The sequence below is a fragment of the Streptomyces sp. NPDC043867 genome, from assembly GCF_056435845.1.
On record NZ_JBWKDS010000003.1, the window covers coordinates 61,414 to 73,238 of the forward strand.

Annotated in this window: 12 protein-coding genes; 5 read left to right on the top strand and 7 right to left on the bottom strand. The window is 69.9% G+C overall.

Going from position 1 to position 11,825, the window contains the following annotated elements; all coding sequences use genetic code 11:
* Positions 1-23: 23 nt before the first annotated feature.
* The 4 genes from AC069T_RS03780 to AC069T_RS03795 form a co-directional block, all read right to left on the bottom strand.
* On the bottom strand, positions 24-392 hold the full coding sequence (locus AC069T_RS03780; protein WP_478781165.1) for an STAS domain-containing protein: 369 nt from the start codon (positions 390-392) through the stop codon (positions 24-26).
* A complete protein-coding gene (locus AC069T_RS03785) occupies positions 389-1,792 on the bottom strand; it encodes a PP2C family protein-serine/threonine phosphatase (RefSeq protein ID WP_478781166.1) in 1,404 nt (467 codons plus the stop codon). Before AC069T_RS03785 ends, AC069T_RS03780 begins: the two co-directional genes overlap by 4 nt.
* Before the next feature lie 888 nt (positions 1,793-2,680).
* Positions 2,681-3,301, bottom strand: a complete 621-nt coding sequence (locus tag AC069T_RS03790; protein ID WP_478781167.1) for a hypothetical protein — start codon at positions 3,299-3,301, stop codon at positions 2,681-2,683.
* Positions 3,302-3,442: 141 nt separating this feature from the next.
* The gene (locus AC069T_RS03795) at positions 3,443-3,853 is read right to left on the bottom strand and encodes a LexA family protein (protein ID WP_478781168.1); all 411 of its coding nucleotides are present in this window, start codon (positions 3,851-3,853) and stop codon (positions 3,443-3,445) included.
* An 83-nt stretch (positions 3,854-3,936) separates the two neighbouring features.
* Between AC069T_RS03795 and AC069T_RS03800 the strand changes: the two genes are divergently transcribed.
* Together AC069T_RS03800 and AC069T_RS03805 are read left to right on the top strand one after the other, a co-directional pair.
* Entirely contained in the window at positions 3,937-4,788 is an 852-nt protein-coding gene (locus tag AC069T_RS03800) for an RNA polymerase sigma factor SigF (RefSeq protein ID WP_478781169.1), read from the top strand.
* A gap of 140 nt (positions 4,789-4,928) precedes the next feature.
* Positions 4,929-5,294: an STAS domain-containing protein gene (locus AC069T_RS03805; RefSeq protein WP_478781170.1), complete on the top strand. Its 366-nt coding sequence runs from the start codon at positions 4,929-4,931 to the stop codon at positions 5,292-5,294.
* A gap of 49 nt (positions 5,295-5,343) precedes the next feature.
* Here AC069T_RS03805 and AC069T_RS03810 read toward each other — a convergent pair whose 3' ends face one another.
* Positions 5,344-6,159 carry a sulfite exporter TauE/SafE family protein gene (locus AC069T_RS03810; protein WP_478781171.1) on the bottom strand — a complete coding sequence of 272 codons (816 nt, stop codon included), beginning with the start codon at positions 6,157-6,159 and terminating at the stop codon, positions 5,344-5,346.
* A gap of 182 nt (positions 6,160-6,341) precedes the next feature.
* Entirely contained in the window at positions 6,342-8,297 is a 1,956-nt protein-coding gene (locus AC069T_RS03815; RefSeq protein ID WP_478781172.1) for a GtrA family protein, read from the bottom strand.
* Between the two features lie 104 nt (positions 8,298-8,401).
* On the opposite strand from AC069T_RS03815, the gene AC069T_RS03820 reads away from it, so the two are divergent.
* The 3 genes from AC069T_RS03820 to trhA all read left to right on the top strand — a co-directional run bounded on the left by AC069T_RS03820 (position 8,402) and on the right by trhA (position 11,408).
* Positions 8,402-9,385 (top strand): glycosyltransferase family 2 protein, encoded by a 984-nt coding sequence (locus AC069T_RS03820; protein WP_478781173.1) that lies wholly within the window; start codon positions 8,402-8,404, stop codon positions 9,383-9,385.
* 824 nt (positions 9,386-10,209) lie between these two features.
* Positions 10,210-10,542 carry a MerR family transcriptional regulator gene (locus AC069T_RS03825; RefSeq protein ID WP_478781174.1) on the top strand — a complete coding sequence of 111 codons (333 nt, stop codon included), beginning with the start codon at positions 10,210-10,212 and terminating at the stop codon, positions 10,540-10,542.
* Between the two features lie 62 nt (positions 10,543-10,604).
* Positions 10,605-11,408: a PAQR family membrane homeostasis protein TrhA gene (trhA, locus tag AC069T_RS03830; protein WP_478781175.1), complete on the top strand. Its 804-nt coding sequence runs from the start codon at positions 10,605-10,607 to the stop codon at positions 11,406-11,408.
* A 54-nt stretch (positions 11,409-11,462) separates the two neighbouring features.
* Here the strand turns inward: trhA and AC069T_RS03835 are convergent, their stop codons facing one another.
* On the bottom strand, positions 11,463-11,822 hold the full coding sequence (locus AC069T_RS03835) for a hypothetical protein (protein ID WP_478781176.1): 360 nt from the start codon (positions 11,820-11,822) through the stop codon (positions 11,463-11,465).
* Positions 11,823-11,825 lie beyond the last annotated feature (3 nt).

Genomic DNA, 11,825 nt, shown 5'->3' on the forward strand with positions numbered 1-11,825 from the left:
CGGAGGAGTCAGGTCGGGATGTTTCAGGCGGTGGTGCGATTGCCCTGGCGGGCGGCGAGCGCGGCCTCGGCGCTGGGGTAGGTGGTCAGGAAGGTGTCCATCCCGGTGACGCTGAGCAGGCGGCTCAGCCGGTCGGGGATGGCCGCCAGGGTCAGAGAGCCGTCGGCGTCCTTGGCGCAGCGCCAGATGCCGACGAGGGCTCCCAGCCCGGAGGAGTCGCAGAACGTGACCCCCGACAGGTCGGTGACCAGGTCGGGGTGTCCGGCCGCAATGAGTTCCAGGGCGCGGGCCCGCACGGCGGGTGCGGCGGCGATGTCGAATTCACCGGACAGCGCGATCACGGCCAGGGCGCCGTCGGTGTGCGGGACGTCGATGTGGAATGCGTCGGTCATGGGCGTGGGATCTCCTGCCCGACGGAGGCGTCGGCGGGTGCGGTCGGGGCGGCGGCGCTGTGAACGGTGGTGGTGATGCCGGCGGGAGCAGCGTCCCCGGTGGGAACGGACAGGGCCAGCAGTGCCACGTCGTCGCGTTCGGTGTCGGGGAGTGTGTCCAGAAGCGCGATGGTGTCGTCAATCAGGGTGCCTGCACTGATCGGCGCCGGTCGTCGGGCGAGGAAGTCGGTAAGGCCGGTATCGGCGAGCATGTGGCCATCGGCGGTGCGGGCCTCGGTCAGCCCGTCGGTGTACAGCAGCAGTCCCTCGCCGGGCGCCAGGCGCAGGGTGCGTGAGGCGAAGGCAGCCTCGGCGAACGCGCCGACCAGCATGCCGCCCTTGGCGCGGGCCGCCTCGACCCGTACACCGCCGCCCCCGGCCGGGCTGAGGTGGTACGCGGGCGGGTGACCGCCGGTGGCCAGCGTGACAGTGAAACCGCCGCCTTGGACGGGGTCGAGCAGGCCGAAGACGGCGGTGCAGAAGCGGGTGCCGACCGCCGGGTCGAGCAGCAGCGCGGTGTTCAGGGCTTTGAGCGCGGCCGTGGGGTCCGCGTCGACGAGGGCCGCGGCCCGCAGCGTGTAGCGGGTCAGTGAGGTGACCGAGGCGGCTTCGGCGCCCTTGCCGCACACATCGCCGAGGAAGAACGCCCACCTGCCTCCGCCGGTGGGGAAGACGTCGTAGAAGTCGCCGCCCACCTCCTGCGGGGAGGCGGTCTTGTAGTGGCAGGCCAGCTCAAGTCCCGGTACCGCGGGCAGCGCGGGAGGCACCAGGGTGCGCTGCAGGGTGGAGGCAAACGCGGCGATGGCCACCCTGTCCCGCTCCGCACGCTGCCGGGCCTCTTCCTCCGCCTGACGGCGTTCCTGCTCGACCCGGCGGCGCTCCTGCTCGGCGCGTACCGCCTGCAAGGCCGACAAACGAAGTTCCAGCTGGTCACGTACCACCGCGGCCAGGTCTTCGAGGGTGGAGGAATCGGCCTCGCTGATCTGGCGAGGGCGGGTGTCAAGGACGTTGACCGTGCCCAGGCGGTGCCCGTCCGCGGTGATGATCGGAGCGGCGGCGTAGAACCGCACTCCCATCGGGCCGGTGACCAGCGGGTTGGAGCAGGCGGCCGGGTCCAGCAAAGTGTTGGGGATGACGGTGGTGTCATCACGCAGCACCGCAGAGGCGCACAGGCCCGGATCCCGGCCGATCTCGCTGACACCTTCCAGCCCGTGCGCGGCCTTGAACCAGATCCGGTCCTCATCCACGATCGTCACCGTCGCCACCGGCACCTCGAACAGCCGCGCGGCCAGCGCCGCAACTCGGTTGTAGGCGCCGTCCGGCGGAGTGTCGAGGATGTCGTAACGGCGCACCGCCGCCATCCGCGCCACCTCGGCCGACGCGGTCAAAAGCTCACTCGGTGCTATCGCAGGCGGGCTCGCTTGTTCCGGCATGTCCCTCGTCTCGCTCATCCCCCCAGGAAGGCACCGACCGAACAGCCAGCACCCCGGAACACTACCGAACGCCCCCAGCACCCCGATCCGACAGCGAGCCTCGTGGAACGGCCGCTGAAGCACCGACCGCAACCAGAGGCAGTGATCGGAAAGGCTAAACGTGACGGCTTTCGGGGTCCGGCGGTTCATCGACCGGTCGTCACCCTGGCCCGTGCGGCCCCAACGCCACGAACCAGCAGTTCCAGATGTGACCCGGCACTACACGGGACGGTCTCCATCCACCCCCGGGACGACATCTTCACCGTCCTTAGGCAGACCAGCACCCTCGGTGGGGGCGGTGCTTGGAACGCGCTTAGCCTGGAACCCCAGCACACGAACGACGAGTTCTGGACGGTGCCCGTCACTCCCAACGTCGGTGGTGATCCCCCCGGCGCCCGTCGGCATCGAGGCAAAGGCGAGTCCACCCGTGACAGGCATGCGCGGCCCCCTTATGACAAAGGCGTCACTAGCCCTGCCGAAGTACTCTGCCTGCCGGGCCAGTCAGGAGCGCGCCAACGCGCCCTGCCCGAAAGGTGCAGCGGCTTGGTGCCAGATGGCGGGACAGCGCGGTGCGGTCCCTCCGGTGCCCCGCAGGTTCGGGAGTCAAGACCGGGCAGACCGCGTACGACGGGAAGCGCCCGGCCGGGAGAAGTCTCGGCCGGGCGCTTGACCGGGTGCCGCCCTCCATTGCTGCCTGTCAGATCTCGGTAGTCAGGCGGCGGGATGTCCCGGGCCGGTGCTTCTGTGCTGCCGCTACGACCCACTCACCCGAGGTGTTCAGCAGGGGAGAGTGGTCTTGCCGGCAGCGCCGGTGGCGCCGGTGATGCCGTCTGCGGTGAACGTGGCGGCGGTGCCGTTGCCGCCGGGCTTGCCGGGACACACCGGGCTCGCGGCGCCGCCGGCGCCGCCGGTTCCGCCCGTGTGGCCGCCCCCGACCGTCGAGGCGCCGCCATTGCCGCCCTTACCGCCGGAAATGCCGGCTCCGGCGTCGCCCACGCCGCCCACGCCACCCTTGCCGCCCTTGCCACCGAGGGTGGCATTGCCGCCGGTCCCCCCGGCACCGCCGTTGCCGTTGGCACCCCCGGCGCCGCCGGTGCCCCCCGTGCCGCCGACACTCGCGCTGCCGTCGGCGTTGCCACCGTTGCCGCCGATACCGCCATTGCCGTTGGCGCCGGCAGCGCCGCCGGTTCCGCCCAGGCCGCCGAGGCCGCCATTGATCCCGATTCCGTTGAGGCCGTTGAGGCCGGGGAAGCCGAGGAGGCCGAAGCCGGTCTGGGTCCGGATGCTGCCCGCACTCGGCTGGGCAGAGGCGAGGGCGGGAGTGACGGTCAGGCCTGCAGCCGCAATCGCCGCGATCAGAAAGGTCCGGGCAGTGGCCGTGGTGCGCGTGAAGCGCATGGGATACGTCCTTCGGTTTGTGCAGGCGGAGAAAGCCTCCACCTGACACCCGTCAACGTAGGGAACTACGACGCACCACGTATTCTGAAAGATGATCAAATGTCCTGAAACAAACTCAACGATCTAAGTCTGGCTGCAAAGTCACACTTTTGGAGCCGAAGCTGCGGACCACCAGCATCGAATGCCCGCATGAGCCAGCCAGCCAGCAGCCGGCCAGTTGCTGGCGCAGGGTGTCCTTCTCCCCTGCGACGTACAGGCCGTGCTCCGCCGGTGCGGGTCGCGCTCGATGGCGCTCTTGGCCGTCAGCTCGCGCAGCTGGTAGTGGACGCTGCCGACTGCCAGGCCTACCGCGGCTGAGATCTCGCGCACGGTCGGCGCCTCGCCATCGTCGGCGATGGCCGTGCGGATGTGGCGGACGACGAGCTTCGTAGGGCGTACCGGCATCTTCGATCGGAGGCTGCGGCCCGGCCGGATCCACTGCCGCAGCCGCTCAAGTCCGTCTCGGCACCCCGTGGGCGCGGGGCCGTCCCGTGTCGCGGAAGGAGTAGGCATGAAGGTGAGGGGAAGGGGCAGGCGCGGCAACAGCGAGTGGAGATGGGGTGCGGTGCCGGCATGGCCGGCAAGGGGAGGGACACATGATCACGGACACGGCGGCGGCGACGGCGGATGCGAAGTTCGCTGGACTGCCTGAGGTGGCCGACCCGTCGAAGGTCGCTCCGAAGGACGCGCGTGAACTCACCCGCCTGTTCTTCCAGCAGCTGGGACGCCTGGAAGAGGGCACGCCGCAGTACCAGTACGCGCGCAACACGCTGATCGAGATGAACATCTCCCTGGTCCGCTACGCGGCCTCCCGTTTCCGCAGCCGGGACCCGGAGGAGATGGAGGACATCGTCCAGGTCGGCGTGATCGGTCTCATCAAGGCCATCGACCGGTTCGAACTCTCCCGCGAGGTGGAGTTCACCTCCTTCTCGATCCCCTACATCATGGGAGAGATCAAGAGGTTCTTCCGGGACACCACCTGGGCCGTGCACGTTCCGCGCCGCCTGCAGGAGGCCCGCGTCCAACTGGCACGCGCCACCGAGGAGTTGAGCAGCCGCCTGGGCCGCACCCCGACCGTGGCGGAGCTGGCCCAGCTGATGAACCTGGAGGAGGAGGAGGAGGTCATCGAGGCACGCCTGGCCTCCAACGGCTACCGCTCCTCCTCTCTGGACGCGGCCATCGGCAACAGTGAGGACGGCGAGACGGCCCTGTCCGCCTTCATCGGCAACGAGGACGGCGCGCTGGAACTGGTGGAGGACTTCCACGCACTCGCCCCGATGATCGCCGACCTCGACGAGCGCGCGCGCAGGATCCTGCACTGGAGGTTCGTGGAGGAACTGACCCAGGCCCAGATCGGCGAACGGCTCGGCGTCTCCCAGATGCACGTCTCCCGGCTGCTGTCACACACCCTGGCCCAGCTCCGACAGGGCATGCTCACCACCCACTGACACCGCCACCCCGCAACGGGGCGCCTCGCCGCCGTGGTGAAACCGTCAACCACGCCACCCCCGTTTCGTGGCTGGTTCCCTGTCGTGTGGTGAATCCGGCATGACTGGGAACACGCATCGACATGACGAACGGGGAGCCTGTGACCAGCGGCACAGATATGCAGGTCACAGAGCTCAGCGAAACGGATGAGTGGGTAGTCGCCGCCGTCGGCGGGACGGTGGACTACGTCAGCCGGTACGACTTCTGCGCCGCCGTCCAGAACCTGCTGACACCGCGAGGCCGACGGCTGGTGCTCGAGCTGTCACAGATCGACTTTCTGGATTCCTGCGGACTGAACGAACTGCTGCGTCTGCACAGACAGACAGCCGCGAACGGAGGGAGTCTCGTGCTGGCCGGGGCTCCGCCAAGGGTGCGGGAACTACTGGCCCTGACCGGCGCCGACGTGCTGCTGCCTGTGTATGACCTGGTCGCCGACGCCTGCGCAAGATCACCCCAACCCGATTGACGCGACCGGACCGTTGAGACCGAATGCGGCCCCGTGCATGCACCCGCCGTCAGTCGTGCCGGGCGAGTTTGACCGCTGACACGAGCAGGATCACGGCCAGTACGGGGATGAGCACCAGCTCCGGGAAGACCCCGAGCAGGAGCCCGCCCAGGGCGGCTCCGGTGACCGAGCCCGTGATCATGACCAGGGTGAAGCGGCGGCTGGCACCCAGCACGGCGAAGCTGCCGTCACGGCTGTAGCGGGCGAAAGCCACCAGCATCGTCGGCAGCGACACCAGCAGCGAGAGACTGCCCGCGGTCCTGATGTCCAGGCCGAACAGCAGCACGATCGTCGGAATCAGCAGCTCGCCCCCGGCCACGCCCATGATCGCCGCGACCACTCCGATACCGAGGCCGGCCACCACTCCGATCGGCACCTGCACGCCCAGCGGCAGCGCGAGTGTCCCCACGGTGGTGAGGTGGGTGGCCAGGAGGGCTGCGGCCATGAGGACCATCAGGGCGGCCAGCACCTTGTAGAGGGTGGAACTGCGCATCCGAACTGCCCACGTCGCCCCGGCCCATGCGCCCAGGAGGCTGCCGGAGAGCAGGTTGGCGGCGACCGTCCAGTGCGCGGCCAACTCGGAGGCGGACACTGTCGCCAGGCGGGCGGGCAGCGCGACCAGGACCACGACCAGGCTCATCGCCTTGTTCAGGATGACCGCGGACAGGGCGGCGAACCCGAACAGGCCAATCAGTAGCGGCAGGCGGAACTCCGCACCGCCCAGACCGATCATCCCGCCCAGAACGCCGATGGCCGCCCCGGCACCGAAAGCCGCCGGCATCGAGTGCGTCGGACGGAGCGGAACGACATCCTGGTCAGCAGTCATGACGAGCATCCTCGCTGGTAGCGGCCCCCACCCGCTACGTTCGACCCCGCGCTCAGAGACACGGACCGCGACCTGCCCGTGAGGTCCCATCGGGATCAACACATGTCACGCCTCGCCCGCAAGGCCTCAACTGGCCCCCGGCTGTCCTTAGGCTCCGAGACATGTGCGGTCGCTGCGGGCTCTCAGTTGCGCACCCCCGCCGTGCTGGGGGAGTCGGACGGGGTGGGCGACGCGTCCGCGGCGGCCCCGTCCGGGGACTGCTCCGCGGCGCGCGGGGCGCGGCGGCGGGTGAGCGCTGCCGCGGCGATCAGGATCAGGGCGAGCGTGCCGGCCGACGCGGGCCAGTACACGTAGCGGTAGTTGGCCTGCGGGGCGGTCGGCAGGTAGCAGGCGATGTAGAGCACGGAACTCAGTCCGAGGAGGCGCAGTTCCCTGGACCAGGGTCCCGGCCACCTCCGGCGCAACGTCAGGACCAGCGCGACGGCGAGCCAGAACCATGCCTGGAAGAGCCAGGGAACGTCGCGGGCCAGGCCCGTCACGTAGGACCTCATGAGGGCGTCGCGGGCCGGATCCACCCTGACGTTCTTCGGGGTGCCGCCGAACGTGCCGCCGGCGTAGCGCAGATTGCCCTCGAACAGCAGCCGGGCGAAGGTCCGGGTGCGGTACTCCGCGTAACCGGAGGCACGGCGGGGCATCTGCTGCACCCACATCCTCACCAGCACGTCCGCCTCGTCGGCGGTGAAGTGCGGGCCGACGGTGTCCCGGTAGCCGGGGCGGTGCGGGTAGCACGTGAAGTACGCGTCCCACAGGATCCCCTTCGTCCGGCAGGTCCGCGCGGTCTCCACGAGGTCGTCGCGGAACGAGGGGGTGGCACCCGCCTGCCCGGCGGCCGACCGTACCTCTCGTGGGGTCAGGACGTGGGTCAGGTCGTCCAGCGGGATCTGCGCGTACTGGCGGACGGCCATCGGGTGGGTGAGCGAGGAGACAGCCACGCTGCCGGCCGCGGTGAAGGCCAGCAGGCAACCGGCGGTGACGAGCCACCGGCGCCTGCCGGGTGCCGGCCAGAGGGCGAGCACGAGCATCGGGAGGACGGGCAGGGCGGCGGGCAACGCGTTCTTCCGGACCAGGATCGCGTAGGCCGTGAAGAGCAGACCCAGCACGAGCAGGGCCCAGCGTGCCAGGTCGTGCCCCGGCGGCAGCTCACGCGCGAGGAGGGCGATCGCGCACACGGCCAGCAGGGCGTAGGCCAGGTGGACGTCCTTCCACACCACTCCGGTGAAGTTGGCGATGTGCGGTGCGAGCCCGAACCCGAGCATCAGCAGCGACAGGGGGCGGCTTCCTGTCCGCTTCCACAGGGCGACGGCCAGCACCCACACGGTTCCCCACAGCACGGCCGTCTGGAGGGCGGCCATCGCCGAGAGCGCGCCGGTGGTGTGGATGAGGACGCGCCAGAGCAGTGCCATGACCGGCGGATGCCAGTCGGTCACCGGCCGCGTGCCCTCCGCCTGGAGAAGCTGTTCGACGCTGTCGGCGGTGAGGAAGCCGGGATGGAAGACGGTGGAGACGAGGTAACCGCACACCGCGGCCGTCAGGGCCAGGAACCCCGGCCAGAGCCGGTCGTCCCGCCACACTCCCGAACCACGGCGACTCGATGCGGCCACGTCGGAGGGATCCTCTCGATGGGAAGTGAAGACGAGTTCCCGGTAGACGGTGAAGCGGACGAAAGTCGCCGCGGCCCATCCCGTCAGGCGGGCCGCGTTGTCGCTCAGGGCCGAGGAAGAGCCGAACAGCTGGTGAGCCACGTACACGGGGGCGGCGGTGATCACGAGGCCCACCAGGTTCACCCCGACGAACCAGGCCACCTCACGCGGATCGACCGGCCTCTTGCGGTCGCGGTAGGTCCAGTGACGGTTTCCGAACCAGCCGACCAGCATGGCCAGCACGGTGGCGAGGGCCGAGGCGCCGGCCGGGACGGCGTGCAGCGGCCCCTCACCCGGTGGGCCGAAGGCGAGAAGGTTGAAACTCGCCGTCTCGACCACGAACGCGAGCGCGCCCACGGTGCCGAAGGCCGCGACCTCGCGCCGGACGGTCCGCATCCACGCGGGTGAACGTCGCATCCAAGCCGTCGGCCGCAGCATGACGCCGAAGGTAACGTATGCCGCAAAAGCAACCAAATCAGACTGCCGTTCGTGGAGGAGCGCATCGACCGGCACCAGGGCGGCACAGAGGCCGAGGAAAGACCATGAACCCCACCGTCGCGTGCGTCGTTCCCTGTTACAACGAGGAGGCCGCCGTCGGGAAGGTCGTGCGCGACCTGCGCGCCGCCCTCCCCGAGGCCACCGTCTACGTCTACGACAACGCCTCCACCGACAACACCGTCGCCGAGGCCCGCGCGGCCGGCGCGGTCGTGCGGCACGAACCCCGCAAGGGCAAGGGCAACGTCATCCGCCGCGCCTTCGCCGACGTCGACGCCGACGCGCTGCTCATCATCGACGGCGACGACACCTACGACGCCTCCCGGGCCCGCGAAATGGTCGACCTCCTCTTCGAGGGCCCCTACGACCAGGTCGTCGGCGCCCGCCGCGAGAGCGTGGAGACCGCGTACCGCGCGGGTCACGCCGTCGGCAACAAGATGCTCACCGGCGCCGTCCGCACCCTCTTCGGCAACGACGTCAGCGACATGCTCAGCGGCTACCGCGTCTTCTCCCGCCGCTACGTCAAGTCCTTCCCCGCCCTGTCCCGCGAGTTCGAGACCGAGACCGAGATGACGGTCCACGCGCTCAGCCTGCGGCTCCCCACCGCCGAGATGGAAGTGGGCTTCAAGGACCGGCCCGCGGGCAGCGTCAGCAAGCTCCGCACCTACCGCGACGGCTGGCGCATCCTCAGGCTCATCCTGGGGCTGGCCCGCAGGCAGCGCCCCTCCCAGTTCCACGCCGCCATCGCCGGCCTGCTCACCGTCGCCGCGCTCGCCCTGGGCCTGCCCGTCGTCCTCGAGTTCACCCGCACCGGCACCGTGCCGCGCCTGCCCACCGCCGTGCTCGCCGCATCGATCATGATCATCGCGGTTCTGGTCCTGCTCGTCGGCTACATCCTGGAATCGTTCATGCACATGCGCCAGGAGCAGGCCAGCCTCGCCCACCTCGGCTACTCCGCACCCCTGCGCAGCGCGGACTTCGTGCCGGTGACTCTCGCGGACACCGCGCCGAGCCGGCTCACCCGGCCCTGAATCCGCGGCCTCCGTGACCAACGAAAATCTATGCTGGCCGGAGTAGACATTGGGTGGCGGCATGGGTATGGTTTCTCTCGTAGTCGAGATCGAGGAAGCCCGGCAGGGATGAACTGCCGGGAAGCAGTAGGTAGTTCGCAGTTCGGTGCGGCGGTGGAGTTCCGGAGCCAGGGTTTTCGCTGGACGGTGACGGGACTGACGGCTGGACCGGGTGGCCCGCAGTGGTAAGGGGCCGCCATGAGCAGGACCGCAGTTGATGCGGTGGCAGTACCCGCAAGTGCAGTTCGCGGTATCCAGCAGTGAAGTTGGTGCAGCACCTCGGTAAAGGCGTCGGCTGCGGGCGCGCGTACCGGGAGGTCCGGCAGTGGGGTTCCAAGCCAGAGCAGACGCAGGACGGGCGACGGGGCTGGCTGCCGGAGAGTGGCGCTTCTCCCAGGCCACCGGCAGTTCGCAGTACAAGCAGTTCGCAGTACCAGTAGTTGGCAGGACAAGCAGTACGCAGTGCCAGTGGTTCGCAGTACCAGCAGTACCAGCAGTTCGCAGTACCGGTTTGGCAAGTGATTGATTCAGAGGGAAGAACGGAGGAGTTGAGCACCATCGGATCGCCCGGGCGCAAGACGTGGGCCCGGGTGCCGCAGGACATCGACAGTGAGGTGGTCTCCGGTCACGCATTCGCGATCCCCGCATCCCCGTCCCGTACAGGGCGGCCGCGGACTCAGTAGGCCGGCGCAGCACTGAGGCCGGCAGATGGTGTAGCAGTTCCTTCGGGGCCTTGGTGCCAGTACGGCACCAAGGCCCCTCAACGTGCGCCCCAGAGAGGCGAGATGACAGCAGACGATTCATTCAGCCGTCTTGACGACGACGACTACCCCGCCTACACCATGGGCCGGGCCGCCGAGATACTCGGCACCACCCCCAACTTCCTGCGCGCCATCGGCGAAGCCCGCCTCATCACCCCGCTCCGCTCCGAAGGCGGCCACCGCCGCTACTCCCGCTACCAACTGCGCGTCGCCGCCCGCGCCCGGGAACTCGTCGACCAGGGGACTCCCATCGAGGCCGCCTGCCGCATCGTCATCCTCGAGGACCAGCTCGAGGAAGCCCAGCGCCTCAACGCCGAACACCGCCGCACCGCATCCCGGCACACGGCCGCCCTCTGACCCGCGGCCCGCGGCAACGCGCCGGGCCGCTCTCGTCCGCCGACATTTCAGAATAAGAGCGCATGATCGCCGAAGACACTCAGCCGCCGGCACACGGACGGGAGTCCCCCTCCCGCCCCGGCACCACGCCCGACACCCTGCGCCCCCCGACGGTCGATGCGCCTTCCGGCACAGCCGGCCGGCCTGTCTCCGGGCAGCCGGCCGTCCGTCCGGAAGGCGGGGTGGAGCGCGCGGCGGCCGCGCTGAAGCCGAGGATGCGCGGCTGGCTGCACGCCGGGGTGTTCCCCCTCGCGCTGGTCGGCGGCATCGTCCTGATCGCCGTCTCACGTTCGGCCGCGGCAGTGGCGGCCTGCTCGGTGTACGCGGTGTCGGCCTGCCTGCTGTTCGGCACCAGCGCGGTCTACCACCGCGGAACATGGGGTTCGCGCGGGGAAGCGGTCCTGCGACGGATGGACCACGCGAACATCTTCCTGATCATCGCCGGTACCTACACCCCGCTGGCGGTACTGCTGCTGCCCGCGGGCCGGCAGCTGGTGCTGCTGACCGTGGTGTGGGCGGGCGCCCTGGCGGGCATCGCCTTCCGCATCCTGTGGATCGGCGCTCCCCGGTGGCTGTACACCCCTTGCTACATCGCCCTGGGCTGGGTGGCCGTCTTCAACCTGCCCGACTTCGCGCGCACCGGCGGCACCGCGGTCGTCGTCCTCGTCATCATCGGCGGCCTGCTCTACACCGCGGGCGCCGTCGTCTACGGACTCAAGCGCCCCGACCCCTCACCGGCCTGGTTCGGCTTCCACGAGGTCTTCCACGCCCTGACCATCACCGCCTTCGCCGCGCACTACACCGCCATCGTCCTGGCAGCCGCGTGACCGCGACAGGCACGCACCGGCCCCCCGGGCGCGGCGCGTCGTGCCGGCGGTGTGTCAGCGGCTGAAGAGCGGCGCCAGGACGCCGATCCCGCTGGTGCAGGCCACGACGGCGGTGGCGCATACGGCATGGCGTCTGAGGAGGCTGCGGCGCAGGGCCGCGTAGCGCTCCTCGTACTCCTGCCGTAGCCCGCCGGCCCGCTCGACGGTGTCCTGGAGAAGCCGGCGGGTGAGGTCGACGCGCTGGTGGAGGTAGTGGCGTGTGACGTCCTCGGCCTGGGCGCCGGTCAGCCAGGGCAGGCGCGCGCAGAGGTCCTCGGCTTCGCGGCGTGCCTGGTCCTGGTGGCTGCGGACCAGGAGGTAGCCCTCGACCGTGTTCGCCAGCTCGCTTCGGTCGTCCTTGGGCGCCTTGCGCATGCC